18 protein-coding genes are annotated in these 19,576 nt (G+C 57.3%); 4 read left to right on the top strand and 14 right to left on the bottom strand.

Features of this window, described 5'->3' with window-relative positions; genetic code table 11:
- Window positions 1–29 precede the first annotated feature (29 nt).
- Complete coding sequence (gene yjjX, locus GUC22_RS23125) at window positions 30–551, top strand: inosine/xanthosine triphosphatase (protein WP_004132276.1); 522 nt, start codon at window positions 30–32, stop codon at window positions 549–551.
- Here the strand turns inward: yjjX and trpR are convergent.
- Both trpR and sltY read right to left on the bottom strand, forming a co-directional pair.
- Entirely contained in the window at window positions 532–864 is a 333-nt protein-coding gene (gene trpR / locus GUC22_RS23130) for a trp operon repressor (protein WP_004132278.1), read from the bottom strand. The two genes, yjjX and trpR, sit on opposite strands and share 20 nt — an antisense overlap.
- A gap of 117 nt (window positions 865–981) precedes the next feature.
- Entirely contained in the window at window positions 982–2,919 is a 1,938-nt protein-coding gene (gene sltY, locus GUC22_RS23135; RefSeq protein WP_049086192.1) for a murein transglycosylase, read from the bottom strand.
- A gap of 273 nt (window positions 2,920–3,192) precedes the next feature.
- Between sltY and ettA the strand changes: the two genes are divergently transcribed.
- Entirely contained in the window at window positions 3,193–4,860 is a 1,668-nt protein-coding gene (gene ettA, locus GUC22_RS23140; RefSeq protein WP_014227837.1) for an energy-dependent translational throttle protein EttA, read from the top strand.
- Between the two features lie 98 nt (window positions 4,861–4,958).
- Here ettA and nadR read toward each other — a convergent pair whose 3' ends face one another.
- The 3 genes from nadR to serB are packed head-to-tail and all read right to left on the bottom strand — an operon-like array spanning window position 4,959 to window position 8,576.
- Window positions 4,959–6,191: a multifunctional transcriptional regulator/nicotinamide-nucleotide adenylyltransferase/ribosylnicotinamide kinase NadR gene (gene nadR, locus GUC22_RS23145; protein WP_004132285.1), complete on the bottom strand. Its 1,233-nt coding sequence runs from the start codon at window positions 6,189–6,191 to the stop codon at window positions 4,959–4,961.
- A gap of 21 nt (window positions 6,192–6,212) precedes the next feature.
- Window positions 6,213–7,595 (bottom strand): DNA repair protein RadA, encoded by a 1,383-nt coding sequence (gene radA, locus GUC22_RS23150; protein ID WP_024360394.1) that lies wholly within the window; start codon window positions 7,593–7,595, stop codon window positions 6,213–6,215.
- 9 nt (window positions 7,596–7,604) lie between these two features.
- A complete protein-coding gene (gene serB / locus GUC22_RS23155; protein WP_049086195.1) occupies window positions 7,605–8,576 on the bottom strand; it encodes a phosphoserine phosphatase in 972 nt (323 codons plus the stop codon).
- Between the two features lie 104 nt (window positions 8,577–8,680).
- Here serB and GUC22_RS23160 point away from each other — a divergent pair, with 104 nt between their 5' ends.
- Together GUC22_RS23160 and lplA are read left to right on the top strand one after the other, a co-directional pair.
- Window positions 8,681–9,322, top strand: coding sequence for a YtjB family periplasmic protein (locus tag GUC22_RS23160; RefSeq protein ID WP_004128710.1), 642 nt, complete (start codon window positions 8,681–8,683; stop codon window positions 9,320–9,322).
- Between the two features lie 10 nt (window positions 9,323–9,332).
- A complete protein-coding gene (lplA, locus tag GUC22_RS23165) occupies window positions 9,333–10,349 on the top strand; it encodes a lipoate--protein ligase LplA (RefSeq protein WP_004132289.1) in 1,017 nt (338 codons plus the stop codon).
- Between the two features lie 58 nt (window positions 10,350–10,407).
- Here the strand turns inward: lplA and deoD are convergent, their stop codons facing one another.
- From deoD to osmY, 9 genes are all read right to left on the bottom strand, one after another.
- A complete protein-coding gene (gene deoD, locus GUC22_RS23170) occupies window positions 10,408–11,130 on the bottom strand; it encodes a purine-nucleoside phosphorylase (RefSeq protein WP_004098401.1) in 723 nt (240 codons plus the stop codon).
- A 94-nt stretch (window positions 11,131–11,224) separates the two neighbouring features.
- Window positions 11,225–12,448: a phosphopentomutase gene (deoB, locus tag GUC22_RS23175; protein ID WP_049130039.1), complete on the bottom strand. Its 1,224-nt coding sequence runs from the start codon at window positions 12,446–12,448 to the stop codon at window positions 11,225–11,227.
- 52 nt (window positions 12,449–12,500) lie between these two features.
- Window positions 12,501–13,823 carry a thymidine phosphorylase gene (gene deoA / locus GUC22_RS23180; protein WP_098067343.1) on the bottom strand — a complete coding sequence of 441 codons (1,323 nt, stop codon included), beginning with the start codon at window positions 13,821–13,823 and terminating at the stop codon, window positions 12,501–12,503.
- Window positions 13,824–13,900: 77 nt separating this feature from the next.
- Window positions 13,901–14,680: a deoxyribose-phosphate aldolase gene (deoC, locus tag GUC22_RS23185; RefSeq protein ID WP_004132293.1), complete on the bottom strand. Its 780-nt coding sequence runs from the start codon at window positions 14,678–14,680 to the stop codon at window positions 13,901–13,903.
- A gap of 414 nt (window positions 14,681–15,094) precedes the next feature.
- Window positions 15,095–16,372, bottom strand: coding sequence for a NupC/NupG family nucleoside CNT transporter (locus tag GUC22_RS23190; RefSeq protein ID WP_160183786.1), 1,278 nt, complete (start codon window positions 16,370–16,372; stop codon window positions 15,095–15,097).
- 145 nt (window positions 16,373–16,517) lie between these two features.
- Window positions 16,518–17,297 (bottom strand): metal-dependent hydrolase, encoded by a 780-nt coding sequence (locus GUC22_RS23195; protein ID WP_004132297.1) that lies wholly within the window; start codon window positions 17,295–17,297, stop codon window positions 16,518–16,520.
- Window positions 17,294–18,367, bottom strand: coding sequence for a patatin family protein (locus tag GUC22_RS23200; RefSeq protein WP_049086200.1), 1,074 nt, complete (start codon window positions 18,365–18,367; stop codon window positions 17,294–17,296). The genes GUC22_RS23195 and GUC22_RS23200 overlap by 4 nt, the downstream gene beginning before the upstream one ends.
- A 120-nt stretch (window positions 18,368–18,487) precedes the next feature.
- Complete coding sequence (locus tag GUC22_RS23205) at window positions 18,488–18,649, bottom strand: DUF1328 domain-containing protein (protein ID WP_003856556.1); 162 nt, start codon at window positions 18,647–18,649, stop codon at window positions 18,488–18,490.
- 123 nt (window positions 18,650–18,772) lie between these two features.
- On the bottom strand, window positions 18,773–19,384 hold the full coding sequence (gene osmY / locus GUC22_RS23210; RefSeq protein ID WP_004132300.1) for a molecular chaperone OsmY: 612 nt from the start codon (window positions 19,382–19,384) through the stop codon (window positions 18,773–18,775).
- Window positions 19,385–19,576: the final 192 nt, after the last annotated feature.

Raw genomic sequence — 19,576 nt, forward strand, 5'->3', positions numbered from 1 at the left:
ATGTTTAGTAATTCTGAGTTGTTTTGATTATGCACCATGTTGTCTCAGCTACCACTAATCCCGCCAAAATTCAGGCAATTCTGCAGGCTTTTAACGAGATCTTCGGCGAAGGATCCTGCCACATTGAGTCCGTCTCCGTCGAGAGCGGCGTGCCGGAACAGCCTTTTGGCAGCGACGAAACGCGCGCTGGCGCACGAAATCGCGTGGCTAACGCGCGTCGCGCGCGGCCAAACGCGGACTTCTGGGTCGCCATTGAAGCCGGCATCGACGAAGGCAGCACCTTTAGCTGGGTGACGATCGACGACGGCAGCCTGCGCGGCGAAGCGCGCTCGGCGACCCTGCCGCTACCGCAGGTTATTCTTGAAAAAGTCCAGGCAGGAGAAGCCCTGGGGCCGGTGATGTCTCAGCATACCGGCATCGATGAAATTGGCCGCAAAGAGGGCGCTATCGGCGTATTCACGGCCGGCAAGCTCACCCGCAGCAGCGTTTATCATCAGGCCGTCGTGCTGGCGCTAAGCCCGTTCCATAACGCTATTTATCGTCAGCTTTAATCAACGCCTGCTCCAGCCACAGACGTAGCTCCGCCGGTGCCGATTTGAGGCTGTTCGAACCGCGGGTAATGGTGGCGATCCCGGCGCCGAGTTCGTTTTTCAGCTCGCGCTGGCTCATCTCGCCGCGCAGTAGTTCTTCAATGATGCGCACCCGCGTGCCGAGCGCCTCGCGCTCGTCGGGCGTCAGCATAAGCTGTAAAAGCGGCAGATGGAGATCGTCGGCGTACGCCTGCTGCAGGAGGGCGACAAAACGCAGCCACTCCTGATGACGCTGTTCGGCCACCGCCGCTGAATAGGGGGATTGTTGGGTCATGTTACGCCACCTGTCGAATGTACTCACTAACGAGTACAAAGCATAACATACTTCTGTCCGGACTCTACGGATTTCGGGCAACATCGCGAAATCCGATGTTGCCCGAAGGCGGCTGTATTAATAGCGCAGCTTCCACTCCGCATCGCTCAGCAGCGTGTCTTTCTGGCCCATAAAATAGCGATAGTAGGCATCATAGGACAGAACGTTTTTCACATAGCCGCGCGTTTCAGAGAACGGAATGCTCTCGATGAACGCCACCGCGTCAATGCGTCCGCCGCTGTTGCCCCGCCAGGTGCGCACTCGCCCAGGACCGGCGTTATAGGCCGCAGAGGCGAAGATTCGGTTATTGCCAAACTGCTGGTAAACATATTGCAGATAGCTGGTACCAATGTTGATGTTCATTTCCGGATCCAGCAACTGCGACGGACCGCTATAGCCGGGAATACTGAACATGCTCACCGTATGCGTTGCCGTACCCGGCATAATCTGCATCAGACCGCGGGCGCCAACCGGTGAACCGGCTTTCGGGTTCCAGGCGCTCTCCTGGCGCGCGATGGCCATCGCGTAGCTTTGCGGAATATCTTTACCGCTGATGTAGCGGGTAAAGAGGTCGTTATAGGCCAGCGGGAAACGCTCTTCCAGCTGATCCCACAGTTTTCCGGCGATGGTGGCCTGGACGCTCAGATCCCACCAGTCCTGATTAAACGCGTAACGAGCCAGCTGCGCCTGCTGATCTTTGGTTTTGCTGGTCACCAGGTTTGCCCACTCGCTGCGGGCGGTATTATCCATATTCCAGTACATCAGCTCGCGGACCCGCGCCATTTCCGGCCCCGAGGTCAGCGTCGGGTCGAGATTCGCCGGCGCTTTGTCGACGCGGAAGGTGTACTCCTCGCCAAGGCGCTGGGCGGCGACCATGGGATAAAAGCCGCGCTGCTGCATCAGCGAGCGCAGAATATCTTTCGCTTCGTCATCACGTCCGCGTTCCAGCAGCAGATCGGCCTGCCAATAGCGCCATTCGTCCTTCTCTTTCGCCTCCATCGGTAAACGCGCCAGCCAGGTGTTCAGGCCACGGCGATCCCCAAGCCCCAGCGCCATACGTACCCGGCGCTCCACCAGCGAGGTGGATTGCGAACGCATAATGGCGTCGTCGCGCCAGATGGCCTGCTCTTCGGTCACATCGCTGCCCATCAGGCGCCAGGCGACGATATCCCGCAGCTCCTGAATCTGATCTTCATTGAGCTGCTGCGCCTGCGCCAGTGAGGGGATCATCAGGCGCGCGTTTTCCACATCCTGCCGGGCAACGCTGGCAAACGCGACCGCCGCCATCTGGCGGGTGAAATCCGTCGCGCCGGTTGTGCGGGCGAAGGTCATCACGCTATTGGGATCGTCAGCCAGCGCGATGACCGCCGTGGCAATGGTTTGATAGTCGGCCGGCATCTGCTGGGCCAGAACCCGTACCAGGCTGGTATTGCCGGCTTTCATCGCCAGGCGAATGCGTTCAAGGTAGGCCAGCGGATCCTGCTGACCGGAGGCGCGCCAGGCGCCAAACAGCTGGTCACAGGCGTTTGGCTGGCTTTTGCCGCTCAGCCACAGCGCTTTCGCCCCATCCCAGGCTTCCTGAGCCTGGCCGACGTTCCATTTCGCATAGTAGTAATTGCACTGCGCCTCGGTGCCGGTCGGCTTATCCGGGCTGAAGGCCAGCAGGCCGCGCCAGTCGCTGCGGCGCGCCAGTTCGTTGACGAACCGTGATTTCAGCGATCGTGCGGGAGGCAGCGTAGGATTAGCGGCAATAAAATTGGTCACCACCAGCGCCGGCTGGTTCATCAGATCGTCGGTAATCTGCCGGTACTGGAGATAAGGATAGAGCGGATAGGTCGTTAGCGTGGGCATCAGCTGATTAACGACATCCATCTGTCGACCGTCCCACGCCTGTTTAATTTGAGCATAGCGGCTGCGCTGTTCATCCAGTGAATCCGCATGCGCCAGTTGGCTTAACGTCAGCAGACTTACGCCGGCGGCCAGAAGACGCCACGTCACAGTTTTGGCTTTTTCCACAAGCTCTTCCTCTATTCAGGTACACCACAGCAGCATCATGCCGCGGGCAAAAATTTCAGGTATTACGTAGATATGCTAATCAGACAACGCGAATCGCGCCACGTCCCGGACATTTTTTTACTCTTTTGTGAATCCCATCGCCTCGCTGGGATTAAAGCGCGAAAAAGGCTACACTTCGCCTTTGAAAACTATTCACTACCCTACTCAATATCATTCTGGCTGCATCAAGCTAGCCTGAGGGATGAAGAGTATATAAAAGAGGCGAAGTCCAACGTGGCTCAATTCGTTTATACCATGCATCGTGTCGGCAAAGTGGTTCCGCCGAAACGTCATATTCTGAAAAATATCTCCCTGAGCTTTTTCCCTGGCGCAAAAATCGGCGTTCTCGGTCTGAACGGCGCCGGTAAGTCGACCCTGCTGCGTATTATGGCCGGCATCGATACCGATATCGAAGGCGAAGCGCGTCCGCAGCCGGGCCTGAAAATCGGCTATCTGCCGCAGGAGCCGCAGCTCAATCCGGAGCAGACCGTACGTGAGTCGGTTGAAGAAGCGGTGGCCGAAGTGGTCAATGCGCTGAAAGGCCTGGACGAGGTGTACGCCAAATACGCGGAGCCGGATGCCGACTTCGACAAGCTCGCCGCCCAGCAGGGCAAGTTCGAAGAAATTATCCAGGCGCACGACGGGCATAACCTGAACGTGCAGCTGGAACGCGCCGCCGATGCTCTGCGCCTGCCGGACTGGGATGCGAAAATCGCCAATCTCTCCGGTGGTGAACGCCGCCGCGTCGCGCTGTGCCGCCTGCTGCTGGAAAAACCAGACATGCTGCTGCTCGACGAACCGACCAACCACCTGGATGCGGAATCCGTGGCCTGGCTGGAACGCTTCCTGCACGACTTCGAAGGCACCGTGGTGGCGATCACCCACGACCGTTACTTCCTCGATAACGTCGCCGGCTGGATCCTTGAGCTTGACCGCGGCGAAGGTATTCCGTGGGAAGGCAACTACTCCTCCTGGCTGGAGCAGAAAGATCAGCGTCTGGCGCAGGAAGCGTCTCAGGAAGCGGCGCGTCGTAAGTCAATCGAGAAAGAGCTGGAGTGGGTCCGTCAGGGCGCGAAAGGCCGTCAGTCTAAGGGCAAAGCCCGTCTGGCGCGCTTTGAAGAGCTTAACAACGTTGAGTACCAGAAGCGTAACGAGACCAACGAACTGTTTATTCCGCCAGGCGCACGTCTGGGGGATAAAGTGGTGGAAGTCAGCAACCTGCGTAAATCCTACGGCGACCGTCTGCTGATTGACGATCTGAGCTTCTCGGTACCGAAAGGCGCTATCGTCGGCATCATCGGTCCTAACGGCGCGGGTAAATCGACGCTGTTCCGCATGATGTCCGGTCAGGAACAGCCTGACGCCGGTTCTATCACCCTCGGTGAAACCGTCAAGCTGGCTTCCGTCGATCAGTTCCGCGATGCCATGGACAACAGCAAAACCGTGTGGGAAGAAGTTTCCGGCGGGCTGGATATCATGAAGATCGGCAACACCGAGATGCCGAGCCGCGCCTACGTGGGCCGCTTTAACTTCAAAGGGGTTGACCAGGGCAAGCGCGTCGGCGAGCTGTCCGGCGGTGAACGCGGACGTCTGCATCTGGCGAAGCTGCTGCAGGTGGGCGGTAACGTCCTGCTGCTCGATGAACCAACCAACGACCTGGATATCGAAACCCTGCGCGCGCTGGAAAACGCCCTGCTGGAGTTCCCGGGCTGCGCGATGGTTATCTCGCACGACCGTTGGTTCCTCGACCGCATCGCGACCCATATTCTGGACTACCAGGATGAAGGTAAGGTGGAGTTCTTCGAAGGTAACTTTACCGAATACGAAGAGTACAAGAAACGCACCCTCGGCGCCGATGCGCTGGAGCCGAAGCGTATCAAGTACAAACGTATCGCGAAATAAAAGCAAAAGGGCAACGCAGGTTGCCCTTTTTGGTGTTTGCCCTCTCTCCCGCCGGGAGAGTGTTGTAGCCCGGCTCAGGCATTCAGGCCGCAGAAGGCCTATCCCTGCTCGCCCATCATCTCTTTTACCAGCTCAACGCAGCGCAGGAAGCGGGCATCGTAATCGGCCTCTTTCACATGCACAAAATCTATCTCGTTTTCTTTGAGCAACGACACCAGCATCGTCTGAAACTCCTTGCGGTCTACCGAGCTGCCAAGGCTACGTAAACCGTCGGCTACCCACGGCGTGTTGTTTTCCAGCAGGATGACCAGGTCAAAACGATACTCGTCGATCAGCGCTTGAACAAAGGGGTGTTCCCGCCCTTCGTACTTGAGACAGAACGCCTGGGTGCTGACAAAATCCGTGTCGATGAACGCCACCTTGTTGGCATACTTCACCGCGAAATCAATATATTGCGCGTGCCCAAGGGCAATCTTGTCATAGTCGGAGTATTGCAGCGCCATCTCATCGCCGCCGAGGTGCGAAAAGACATAGTCGCGGCCATATTCCCAGGCGCTGGTGGTATTAAAGATATTGGATAGCTTATTCACCAGCGTCGATTTACCGCTCGACTCACCGCCGAGGATCGCCACCGTGCGCACAAAAAACGGCTTCACTTCGGTAGGAATATATTCCCAGTAGCGGAACGGATTTTCACGGATCTGCCCGCCGCTGATGTTCATAAAGGTGCGTTTAGGATCGATGAGTACGGTTTCAATTCCCAGATGATCCAGATACTGCGGCGCGTCGCCCTCTTCCGAGGTGTAGATCCAGTTAGGTTCGATGCCCTTCTCGCTCATAAAGGCGCGGATCCCGCGGCTCCAGACGTCCCAGCCGTGCGGATAAGGCTCCATTCCCTCTTCATTGAAGGCGTGGATGCGGATATTCTTCTGATACTTAAAGGTTTGCAGCAGCCAGCGCAGGCGGTCAGGTACGGTCGGCTGCTGCGACATCGCGCTCTTTTCAAACAGCTCACGGTCACGGGGATCGTCGTAGCCCATAATGATGTGCAGCTCATCGACCTGGCTACAGGCGCGCTGAATCAAGTAGATATGGCCGGTATGCAGCGGGTAAAACTTACCAAATACCACGCCAACGCTTTTTTGCCGACGCGGAAACTCCAGCCCGAGAAACCGGTGCAGCGCTTCCAGCTTCTGCGCGCTGGGGCTTTTAATTTTCGCGTTCAGCAGCTGGCTCAGATAGCCTTTTGTCATCCCGCTGGCGTCCGCTACCTGCTGTAGCGTACAGCCCTTCTGCTTAATGGCGCTTTTTAAATAGTCAAATGACGACATAGCGAGTCTCCTTTTCACTTATTATAAGTCGTCAAAGACGCTTAGCGCGTCCGCAAGCTTTTTCACGCCAAAGATTTGCATCCCTTCCGGCGCTTTTTTCGGCACATTCGCTGCCGGAACAATCGCCCGACGAAAACCATGCTTAGCCGCTTCGGAGATACGCTCCTGCCCGCTCGGCACCGGGCGAATTTCGCCTGCCAGCCCCACTTCGCCGAAGACGACCAGATCCTGCGGCAGCGGACGGTCGCGCAGGCTGGATACCATCGCCAGCAGCAGCGCCAGGTCGGCGCTGGTTTCGGTGACCTTCACCCCGCCAACCACGTTGACGAAGACGTCCTGGTCGGCCATCTGCAGACCGCCGTGACGATGCAGGACCGCCAGCAGGATCGCCAGGCGGTTTTGCTCCAGCCCCACCGCCACGCGGCGCGGGTTGGACATCATCGAGTGATCGACCAGCGCCTGGATCTCCACCAGCAGCGGTCGCGTGCCTTCCCAGACCACCATCACCGAACTGCCGGAGGTCACTTCGTCCCCGCGGCTCAGAAAGATGGCCGATGGGTTGCTTATCTCACGCAGCCCCTGCTCGGTCATGGCGAATACGCCCAGTTCGTTGACCGCGCCGAAGCGGTTTTTATGGCTGCGCAGGGTGCGGAAACGAGAATCGGCGTCGCCGTCGAGCAGCACGGAGCAGTCGATACAGTGCTCCAGCACTTTCGGCCCGGCCAGCGAGCCGTCTTTGGTGACGTGACCGACCATGACGATAGCCACGCCGCGCGTCTTGGCAAAGCGCGTTAAATAGGCCGCCGTTTCGCGCACCTGGGCCACGCTGCCCGGCGACGACTGCACGTCGGCCATATGCATGACCTGGATGGAGTCGATAACCATCAGCTGCGGCTTTTCTTCGTCGGCTATCTGGCAAATCTGCTCAATGCTGGTTTCTGACAGCATATTGAGGTTGGCCGTCGGCAGGCCTAAACGGTGAGCGCGCATCGCCACCTGCTGAAGCGACTCTTCCCCGGTGACGTAGAGCGTTTTCATGCCTTCGGAGAGCTTACACAGGGTTTGCAGCAGCAGCGTCGACTTACCCGCGCCGGGGTTGCCGCCAATCAAAATCGCGCTTCCCGGCACCACGCCGCCGCCGAGCACGCGGTCAAACTCTTTAAATCCGGTCGAAAAACGCGGCAGCGCTTCGAGGCTGATATCGGAGAGCTTCTGCACTTTCGACACGCCGGCATTACCGGCATACCCTGACAGGCGTTCGTTTCTTGCCACCTGCGGCGAAGCGGCAATGCGCATCTCGGTTATGGTATTCCAGGCATGACAGGCGCTGCACTGCCCCTGCCAGCGCGGATAATCCGCACCGCATTCATTACAGACAAATGCGCGTTTTGGAGCTTTCGCCACGTTAACCTCTTACTTTTGATTCATGCTGCCGGAGAGAATACAGAATACCCCCATCAGGTCAGCGTGGCGGATTGTCACCTCCGCCAGTTCATTAACTTTTGGCTTTGCATGATAGGCAATGCCGAGCCCTGCCGCTTTAATCATCGGCAGATCGTTTGCGCCATCGCCAATGGCGACGGTTTGCGCCGGCGGGATCTCATACTTTTCCGCCAGTTTACGCAGCGTATTGGCTTTATATTTCGCATCGACGATATCGCCGATGACGTTGCCGGTCAGCTTACCGTCCCTGATCTCCAGTTCGTTGGCGAACACCGCGTCGAGATGCAGCTTGTCGCGCAGATACTCGGCAAAGAAGGTGAAGCCGCCGGAGGCGATCGCCACCTTCCAGCCAAGCGTCTCCAGCTTCAGCACCAACTGGGTCAGGCCCGGCATCAGCGGCAGCGATTCGCGCACCTGCAGCAGAATGCTGGCATCGGCATCTTTCAGGGTCGCCACGCGCTGGCGCAGGCTGGCGGTGAAATCAAGTTCGCCGCGCATCGCGCGCTCGGTCACTTCCGAGACCAGCTCGCCGGTCCCGGCCAGTTTGGCGATTTCATCGATGCACTCAATCTGAATCGCCGTCGAGTCCATATCCATGACCAGTAAGCCCGGCGTACGTAAATGCGGGATTTTACCCAGCGGCGCCACGTCAAACCCGGCCTCATGGGCCAGACGGGTGGCACGAAGCGTAAGGGAGCCCGCCAGCCGCATCACCTGATAGTCGTCAACCGCCCAGGAGGCGACGATAACCAGCGCCGCGCCCAGCTCGCGCTGCCACTCGGTCAGACGATGCTTGTTAAGACCGCGACCATACAGCAGCCAACCGCTGCGTCCGGCATGATAATCCAACGGCATGACCTCATCACCGCTCAGGGAAAGCGGCAATCCAGGCCACAGGGAAACATCTTCAGGCAGGTCGCACCAGGTCAAACTGTTTGGCATCACGGCTCCACATAACTTCATTCAGGCGAGGAAAATAACGCATGAGGCTACCTTGTAACCAGCGCTTCTGGCAACATTAAGCTGCAAATTTTCAAAGGTGGAATATGGTACGCGCAAAACTTAAATTCCGACTGCATCGCGCGGTAATTGTTCTGATCTGTCTCGCACTCCTCGTCGCCCTGATGCAGGGGGCCTCCTGGTTCAGCCAGAACAGTCAGAAGCAGCGCAATCCGCAGTTGGAAGAACTGGCACGCACGCTCGCCCAGCAGGTCACGCTAAACCTGGCGCCGCTGTTGCGTAGCGAAACGCCCGATGAAAAGCGAATTAGCCAGCTGCTGGAACAGCTTACCCACAAAAGTCGCATCCTCGACGCCGGCGTTTATGACGAGCAGGGCGACCTGGTGGCGCGTTCAGGCGAAAGCGTCGAGGTACGCGATCGGCTGGCGCTGGACGGTAAAAAAGCGGGCGGTTACTTCAACCAGCAAATTGTCGAGCCTATCCAGGGAAAAAACGGCCCGCTCGGCTACCTGCGCCTGACGCTGGATACCCATACCTTAGCCACCGAAGCGCAGCAGGTCGATAATACCACCAATATCCTGCGCCTGATGCTGCTGCTATCGTTGGCCATCGGCGTCGTCCTGACGCGCACCCTGCTGCAGGGAAAACGTACCCGCTGGCAGCAATCGCCTTTCCTGCTCACCGCCAATAAGCCGGTGCAGGATGAAGATAAAGATGAATCAGAATAAGGAAATCGCTATGTCCACGTTGCGCCTGCTGCTCTCCGACTCTTACGACCCCTGGTTCAACCTGGCGGTTGAGGAGTCTATTTTTCGCCAGATGCCCGCCACCCAGCGGGTACTGTTTCTGTGGCGCAATGCCGATACGGTGGTCATTGGCCGGGCGCAAAACCCGTGGAAAGAGTGTAATACCCGACGCATGGAAGAAGATAACGTGCGCCTCGCGCGTCGCAGCAGCGGCGGCGGCGCGGTATTCCACGATCTGGGCAATACCTGCTTTACCTTTATGGCCGGCAAACCGGAGTACGATAAAACCGTTTCCACGAATATCGTCCTGTCAGCGCTGAATGCGCTGGGCGTCGAGGCGGAAGCCTCGGGCCGCAACGATCTGGTGGTGAAAACCACTGAGGGCGACCGCAAGGTCTCCGGCTCCGCCTATCGCGAAACGATGGATCGCGGCTTTCATCACGGTACGCTGCTGCTGAACGCCGATTTAAGCCGTCTGGCCAACTACCTCAATCCTGATAAGAAGAAGCTGCAGGCCAAAGGCATTACCTCCGTACGCGGACGGGTAGCCAATCTGGTCGAGCTGCTGCCGGAGATTACCCATCAGCAGGTCTGCGAGGCGATTCAGGAGGCATTCTTCGCCCATTACGGCGAACGCGTCGCAGCTGAAGTGATCTCGCCGGAGAACATGCCGGACCTGCCGAATTTTGCCGCGACCTTTGCGCGCCAGAGCAGCTGGGAGTGGAACTTTGGCCAGGCGCCCGCCTTCAGCCATCTGCTGGATGAGCGTTTTACCTGGGGCGGCGTAGAGCTCCATTGCGACGTCGAGAAAGGCCATATCACGCGCACGCAGGTCTTTACCGACAGCCTTAACCCGGCGCCGCTGGAGGCGCTGGCCGCCAGATTGCAGGGTTGCCTGTACCGCGCGGATATGCTGCAGCAGGAGTGTGACGCGTTGATTGGGGATTTCCCGGAGCAGGAAAATGAGCTGCGGGAGTTGTCAGCGTGGATTGCACAGGCCGTACGCTAGCTACGGCCTGGTACCCTCATCCCGGCCCTCTCCCATAGGGAGAGGGAGGAAGAGATGATTACTCTTTATCGCCCAGCAGAACGGATTCCAGCGCGATTTTAATCATGTCGTTGAAGGTCGTCTGACGTTCAGCGGAACTGGTCTGCTCGTGGGTACGGATATGGTCGGAGACCGTGCAGATGGTCAGCGCTTTAGCGCCAAACTCCGCCGCGACGCCGTAGATACCGGCCGCTTCCATTTCCACGCCCAGGATACCGTATTTTTCCATCACGTCGAACATCTCGCCGCCATCCGGCGCATAGAACAGGTCGGCGGAGAAAATGTTGCCCACGCGAGCGTCAACGCCCAGCGCTTTTGCCGCGTCAACCGCGTTACGCACCATGCCAAAGTCGGCAATCGCCGCAAAGTCGTGGTCTTTAAAACGCATACGGTTAACTTTAGAGTCGGTGCAGGCACCCATGCCGATAACCACGTCGCGCAGCTTAACGTCCATACGCACCGCGCCGCAGGAGCCTACGCGAATGATTTTTTTGACGCCGAAGTCGGTGATCAGCTCTTTTGCGTAAATGGAGCAGGACGGGATCCCCATACCGTGGCCCATAACGGAAATTTTGCGGCCTTTGTAGGTGCCGGTGAAGCCCAGCATACCGCGCACGTTGTTCACTTCGCGGACGTCTTCAAGGAACGTTTCTGCAATGTGCTTCGCGCGCAGCGGGTCGCCCGGCATCAGCACAACGTCAGCGAAATCGCCCATTTCTGCGTTAATGTGTGGAGTAGCCATCGTTAAATCCTTCTGAATGTTGTTGCCTGATGGCGGCAGCGCCTTATCAGGCCGACAAAAAAGGCCCGGCGAACGAAGCTCGCCGGGCAAATAATCACAGCATGTTTTTGCCGTAGTCCATCGCAGAGGTACCGAAGTACGTCGCCAGGGTCTGGCCAATATCCGCGAAGGTTTCACGGTGACCCAGCGAGCCCGGCTTCACTTTCGGGCCATAAATCAGTACCGGAATGTGTTCACGAGTATGGTCGGTACCGGTCCAGGTCGGGTCGCAGCCGTGATCGGCGGTCAGGATCAGAATGTCATCTTCCCCGACCAGTTCCATCAGCTCCGGCAGACGGCGATCGAACAGCTCCAGCCCTGCGGCATAGCCTGCAACGTCGCGGCGGTGGCCCCAGGAAGAGTCGAAGTCTACGAAGTTGGTGAAGACGATGGTCTCGTCCCCCGCTTCTTTCATCTCTTTGATGGTGGCGTCAAACAGCGCATCCAGGCCGGTCGCTTTCACTTTTTTAGTGATACCGCAGTTGGCGTAGATATCGGCGATTTTACCCACCGATACGACCTGGCCCTTTTTCTCGTCGACCAGCTTCTGCAGTACCGTCGGCGCCGGCGGCTCAACGGCCAGATCGTGGCGGTTACCGGTGCGCTGGAAGTTGCCGGCTTTATCGCCGATAAACGGACGCGCGATGACGCGACCAATGTTGTAGCCGCCTTCGGTCAGCTCTTCACGCGCGATTTCACACAGCTCGTACAGCTTATCGAGACCATAGGTCTCTTCATGGCAGGCAATCTGGAATACCGAGTCAGCGGAGGTATAGAAAATCGGCTTGCCGGTTTTCATATGCTCTTCGCCCAGCTGGTCGAGGATAACGGTACCGGAAGAGTGGCAGTTGCCGAGGTAGCCCGGCAGGTTGGCGCGCTTAACCAGCTTATCCAGAAGCTCCTGCGGGAAGCTGTTTTCATGCTCGGGGAAGTAGCCCCAGTCAAAGAGAACCGGCACGCCGGCGATTTCCCAGTGGCCTGACGGGGTGTCTTTACCGGAAGAGAGTTCATGCGCCCATGCGTAAGCGCCGATAACTTCCGCACTGCCGTCCATACCGGCGGCAACTTTACCGGTAGAACCCTCATGGGCTTTAACCAGCCCCAGACGGGTCAGATTAGGTAAATTCAGCGGGCCTTTGCGGCCGTTGTCAGCCTCGCCCTTGGCGCAGGCTTCTGCAATATGGCCCATGGTGTCCGAGCCGACGTCGCCAAAGCGATCGGCGTCTTCAGTCGCACCGATGCCGAATGAGTCCAGCACCATAATAAATGCACGTTTCATATTATTCTCCGTACCTTTTGCGCTGTAAAAAAGCGATCAGATCAGTATATAACTATTCGGTGATACGACGATAGACCGTCGGCGTCATTTCAGGCGCTTTAGCGCCAAGTTTTATGGCGGCTTTAACGGCCCTGGCCGCTTCCTGCCAGCTGTTTTCATCTTTTGCATGGATAACCGCCAGCGGCTGCTGCGCGTCGATACGCGCGCCGAGGCGAACCATATCGGTGAAACCGACGCTGTAATCAATCAGATCCGAGGCCTGACGGCGACCGCCGCCCATCGACACCACCGCCATGCCCAACGCACGGGTGTCCATTTCTGCGACAAACCCTTCGCCTTCGGCATAGACCGCTTTGCTCAGCATCGCGGCCGGCAGATATTTATCGTAGTTTTCCACGAAGTCGTTCGGCCCTTTTTGCGCCGCCACCATCCGGCCGAAGACGTCGGCGGCTTTACCGTTATCCAGCACCGCCTGCAGCTTCGCCCGCGCGTCGGCGTCGTTCTCCGCCAGTTTGCCGGAAATCAGCATCTCGACGCATAGCGCCATCGTCACCTCAAGCAGCCGCGGATTGCGGTACTCGCCGGTGAGGAACTGCACGGCTTCACGCACTTCCACCGCATTACCGGCGCTGGAAGCCAGTACCTGATTCATATCGGTTAACAGCGCGGTCGTTCGCACGCCGGCGCCGTTGGATACCCCGACGATCGCTTCAGCCAGCGCGGCGGAAAGCTCATAAGTAGGCATAAAGGCGCCGCTGCCGACTTTGACATCCATCACCAGCGCGTCCAGTCCTTCCGCCAGCTTCTTGGCCAGAATCGAGGCGGTAATCAGCGGGATAGAGTCCACCGTCGCGGTGATATCGCGCGTCGCGTAAAAACGTTTGTCCGCCGGCGCCAGAGAGCTGGTCTGCCCGATAATCGCGACGCCGACATCTTTAATGATTTCCCGGAAGCGGCTATCGTCCGGGAAGATATCGAACCCTGGAATCGCCTCCAGCTTATCGAGCGTACCGCCGGTGTGCCCGAGGCCGCGCCCGGAGATCATCGGCACATAGCCGCCGCAGGCCGCGACCATTGGCCCCAGCATCAGCGAAGTCACATCGCCCACGCCGCCGGTGGAGTGTTTATCAACGATTGGGCCATTAAGGTTAAGATGCTTCCAGTCCAGAACGGTTCCTGAATCCCGCATCGCCATGGTCAGCGAAACGCGTTCCGGCATAGACATATCGTGGAAAAAAATGGTCATCGCCAGCGCGGCGATCTGCCCTTCTGAGACGGTGTTGTCGCGGATGCCGTTGATGAAGAAGCGAATTTCTTCATCACTCAGCGCATGACCATCACGTTTTTTACGAATAATTTCTTGTGCGAGAAACAAGATAACCTCCCGGGGAAAGAGTCAAAGACCAACCGCAGGCCGGACAACATCCGGCCTTGAGGTCGGTAAATTACGTTTTAGTAGCTGCTGGCGCTCTTACCATCGCCGTGACCCAGCGCTTTCAGCAGGCTTGCCAGCAGGCTGGAGGCGCCAAAACGGTAGTGGCGAGAGTCCGCCCAGTCGGCACCGAACAGCTCATCGGCAATCGCGAGGAATTTTTGCGCGTCTTCTGCGCTACGCACGCCGCCTGCCGGCTTGAAGCCGACGCTCTGCTGAACGCCCATATCGCGGATGACCTCCAGCATGATGCGCGCGCTTTCCGGGGTCGCGTTCACCGGAACTTTACCGGTAGAGGTTTTGATGAAGTCGGCGCCGGCTTTGATGGCGATTTCAGACGCTTTACGAATCAGCGCATCTTCTTTCAGTTCGCCGGTTTCGATAATCACTTTCAGCAGCACGTTTGCTGCCGCGCAGGCTTCTTTACAGGCTTTCACCAGGTCAAAACCGACCTGTTCGTTGCCGGCAATCAGCGCGCGGTAAGGGAACACGACGTCAACTTCGTCAGCGCCGTAAGCGATCGCCGCGCGGGTTTCCGCCAGCGCGATATCAATATCATCGTTACCGTGCGGGAAGTTAGTCACCGTCGCGATGCGAATATCCGGGGTACCCTGCTCGTTCAGCGTTTTACGCGCGATCGGGATAAAGCGCGGGTAGATGCACACTGCGGCAGTATTACCTACCGGTGTTTTGGCCTGGTGACACAGCGCGATCACTTTTTCATTGGTGTCATCATCGTTCAGGGTGGTCAGGTCCATCAGTTTCAACGCGCGCAGGCTGCTTGCCGTTAAATCAGTCATTTCATACTCCGACGGCGTAGTGCCGTTTTAAAGTTTGTTCACCTTGCGAGTCTGTTACTATTGTAACATTCCCTCGCCGCTACACTTCGATACACATCACAGTTAATGAAAACTAATTACTAATTTGCATTACTGTATGGTGATAAAAATCACAAAATAAAGCCTAATCCGTGCGCTTCCACTGCCAGACTCTCTATAAGCATAATCAGGAATCGCCACTGCGAATCAATGTTATTATTATAACATAACCTCGCAACAAGCCTCGACACCGGCACCGACATTTTGTGCGAAAAAATGCCAGATACATCATGAGTGGTTGATAAATAGAGAATTATAAAATGATAGAATTTTAACACTCAGAAGTGAGAACCCCACGGCGGCAATGCCGCGGGGTTCTTGGCGTGCAAGACGGCGTTATAGGGCGAGGAATACGCCCGCTATCGTGGCGCTCATCAGGTTAGACAGCGTTCCCGCCGCCACGGCCCGCATGCCCAGTTGGGCAATTTCCTGGCGGCGATTAGGCGCCATGCCGCCCAGTCCGCCAATCAGGATGGCAATGGACGACAGGTTGGCAAAACCGCACAGGGCAAAGGAGATGATGGCCTTGGTGTGGGTTGAAATCACCTGCAAACCGGCGGCAGCGACCTCGGTATCGGCTTTCAGATACTCGCCGAAATTCATGTAGGCCACAAACTCGTTGATAATCAGCTTCTGGCCGATAAACGAACCGGCAACGGTGGCTTCATTCCACGGCACGCCAATCACCCACGCCAGCGGCGAGAAAACCCAGCCAAGGATCATTTGCAGCGACAGGTCCGGATGGTTAAACCAGCCGCCCACGTCGGAAAGAATACCGTTAACCAGGGCAATCAGCGCGATAAACGCCAGCAGCATCGCCCCGACGTTAAGCGCCAGCTGCATCCCGGAAGCCGCGCCGGATGCGGCGGCATCCAGCACGTTCGCCGGCGCCTGCGGATCGGCGTCATTTTTTTCCATCGCCGGGTTGTCCCGGGGCTGCTCGGTCTCCGGCACGATAATCTTCGCGAACAGCAGGCCGCCCGGCGCCGCCATAAACGAAGCGGCGATCAGATATTCCAGCGGTACGCCCATCTGAGCGTAACCGGCCAGAACGGAGCCCGCTACCGAGGCCAGCCCTCCGCACATCACCGCGAAAAGCTCGGAACGGGTCATGGTGGCGATGTAAGGACGCACCACCAGCGGCGCTTCGGTCTGACCAACGAAGATGTTCGCCGTGGCGGAGAGCGACTCCGTGCGCGAGGTTTTGAGTACCGCGCGCAGCGCCCCGCCGAGGATGCGGATAACAAACTGCATGATGCCGAGGTAATAAAGCACGGCGATCAGCGATGAGAAGAAGACGATGACCGGCAGGACGCGCAGGGCAAAAACAAACCCGCCGCCGCCGAAGACCTCAAACATCTTATCGGAAACCAGCCCGCCAAAAATAAAGCCGATGCCTTCGTTGCCGTAGGCAATCACGTTGGCAACGCCGTTCGATATGGCCAACAGCGCCGTACGCCCGGCCGGTACATAAAGAATTAACGCGCCGATCCCGACCTGGATAATCCAGGCGCCAAGGACGGTGCGCAGATTGATGGCTTTTCGATTACTGGAGAGGAGCACAGCGATGGCTAACAGCACCACCATGCCAATAAGTCCCATGATAATTTGCATACAGAGTCCCTGTGTATTGATAGTTCAGTCTAAAACCCCGCGATTATAACGGCATGAAACCATCACGCTTATTTCAGCTCACACATTTTAAGCAAAACAATGAGATAAAAAGGCAGGAATGAGACACAGGTCACTCAGTAAGACGTTACTGAAGGGAAAAAATCTCTTTTGTATTATCTATCAGGGTATTAGCTATCACTTCCGCGGGCTCAGGGCGCAGCTCGCATAGGGTGGAGAAGACGCGCGCCGCCTGTTCGGGCCGGTTCGGCTGCCCCTGGAAACCGTTCAACGGCATATCCGGCGCATCGGTCTCCAGCAGTAGCGCCGAAAGCGGCAGCTGCGCCATCACATCGCGGGTCTTGCTGGCGCGCGGGTAGGTAATGGTGCCGCCAACGCCAATCTTATAGCCCAGTTGCACAAACCGCTCCGCCTGCTGAAGGCTGCCGGCAAAACCGTGGACCACGCCGGTTCGCGGTAAAGCGTGTTTTTTCAGCAGCATCGCCAGCTTATCGTGAGTGCGTCTGGAGTGGAGGATCGCCGGCAAATCGTAGCGTTTCGCCAGACGTAGTTGCGCCTCAAATACAGAAAGCTGGCGCTCAAACTGCGGATCTTCGCGATAGAGATCGAGACCTATCTCCCCGACCGCGACCAGCTTAGCATCGCGTTTCGCCAGACAGCGCTCAAGCCGTTCAAGGCTGTCGGCGCCATGCCGCTCAATCGCTATCGGGTGGAGGCCCAGGGCGGCGTAGAGCTCGCTATGCTTCTCTGCCAGCGCTAACACGCGGTCAAAGTTATCCGCTTCCGTCGCGGGCACCACGATCTGCGTCACGCCAGCCCGCACCGCCCGGGCAATACTGGCGCTTTCGTCACCGGTGAACGGGGGGAAATCGAAATGGCAGTGGGTATCAATAAATCGCAGGGTCACGCCAGATCCTCACTCTCAAAGCTGGCATCATTGGCCTGCACGGCCGCGATAACCGGAGCCTGGGGGATCTCATTGGCCACCGGCGCCGGCGGGATAACCACCGTTTTCGGCACCGCAATACGCGGCGCATGGCGCAGCAGCGGCGGTCTGTCGGCCAGCAGTTTGCCGACGGTGGCGAGGAAATAGCGCCCGCACTGGCGCCCGGTCTTGTAGTCTTCCAGCAACGCCGGTAGACGACTGCCTAACGCCATACTCTTCAACGGCTTCTGCGGATAAATCTCCAGAATTCTCAGCTTACCCGGCGGTTTTTCAATGAACTCCTGGGTGGAGCGATAGGTGGTTTCGTGGTGCTGCACCAGATTCACAAACGGCTGCAGGCTGCTTTCGCCGAGCCAGCGCTCCATCCGCTTAAACCACTGCGGGGTGTAGTACATCTGGGACGGTACGGTGCGGATCACCACGATGGTTTGCGCCCCGCGACGGGCGGCTTCCTGCACGGGGATCGCATCGCTGACGCCGCCGTCGAGATAGCTCACGCCGTCCAGCAGTACGCCGCTGCGGTAAAAACCGGGAATGGCGCTGGAGGCGCGAATCAGGTCAAGCCAGGTCTGCTGGGTTGGGGAGAAGTAGTTTGGCGTGTAATCATCGCCGCGACAGGCGCACATCCAGAACTCTTTGCCCTGGGCAAAACGATCTTCAGCATAGGCCATCGCCAGCGGCATTTTTTTCGCGGTGCTGTCGACCAGCCAGTCGAGATCGATAAGATTTCCGCCGCGCACAAAACGCATCGGGTCGAAAAACTCGCGGGCGGTGGTGTAGCGGGTGATCACCTTACGGGCATAGCCGGGCTGGTTGCACAGATAGGCCGACAGGTTTTGCGCCCCGGCAGAGGTGCCAAACATCATATCGAACGGGTTAAATCCCGCGCGCATGAATTCGTCCAGCACCCCGGCGGTAAAAATCCCTCTCTGTCCCCCGCCTTCGCACACCAGAGCAAGCCTGCCCGGCTGGAAGGGTTTAACAGATAACGGCGTAATGTTGCCCAACGTAACGGGAATTCGCTGCCCCACCCTGCTTTCCTGTCCTGCTTATTATAAAAACAAAGGTAACGCATTTTTTAACGCCCTGAAACCGAGAAAGCCAGTCACATTGACTGGCTTTATGTAAGACGGTATTTCACACGTTAACGTCTAGGGACGCCGACGGCCGGTGAACAGGCTGACCAGGAACAGGATAATACCGACAACGAAGACAATTTTCGCAGCCCAGGCAGCGGTACCAGCCAGGCCACCAAAGCCCAAAGCGGCGGCAATTAACGCGATCACCAGAAAAATAATGCCCCATCTAAACATACGTCTCTCCTTACCATAGTTAATGACGGTCGATTTTCTGCGCACTCAGGCCGCGCATACACAACCCTGTGGTGCTACACATCCTGCGGAAAGGCCGCAGAATAATTTTTTTAATGAATAGATTTATTTGACGCTAAGGTCGTTCTTCACGCTTTTGACGCCGGATACAGCTTTCGCAATACCTTCCGCCCGCTCCGACTGCTTACTGGATGCGACCGTACCGGATAGATGTACAACGCCATCGGTGGTCTCTACCTTCACGTTTCGCGACGGAACGATATCGTCAGCCAGCAATTTAGCTTTGATCTCGCTGGTCACCGCCGTGTCGCCGGCATAGCCCTTCAGCGAAGCAGATTTTTCGTTCTGCACGCTAAGCTTATCGTTAACGGAGCTCACGCCTTCAACCGCCTTCGCGACGCTAAGCGCCTGCTGGTGCTGTTCTGAACTATCAACCGTCCCGCTTAAGGTGACGACTTTATCTTCAGTTTTCACAGAGATATCGGTGCTGCGAATATCTTTATGATCGATCAGCGCCGCTTTCACCCTGGCGGTGATGGTGCTGTCGTCCATAAAATTCCCGACTTTGTTCATCGAATTATCGACGGCTTGCCCGGCATTGCTTGCTGCAGATTTCGCGCTGTCTACGGTCGAGTTTTCTGCATACGCCGAAGCGCTGATTATTGCTGAGCCCAGGAAGAGGGCCAGGAGTGTCTTGCCGCTCTTAAGTCTTGTCATCGTCGTTCCTCGTTATATCTAAGCAGGTAAAGCAAAATAAGTAGTCTATTAAGCCAGGATTCCAAAAATTACTTATTAAATGTAGTAGATACACTGAAGAGTGCGGCATTAACGGGTAAAAAAGCGCGCAAAACGGTAAGAATTAAGAACTTTCCAGAAAGGGCAAACCGAGGGGAAAATGGCGTGGAGCGC

Origin of the sequence: Klebsiella sp. MPUS7 (genome assembly GCF_009905335.1) — a bacterium.
In the GTDB taxonomy this organism is placed as follows: Bacteria; Pseudomonadota; Gammaproteobacteria; order Enterobacterales; family Enterobacteriaceae; genus Klebsiella; species Klebsiella grimontii.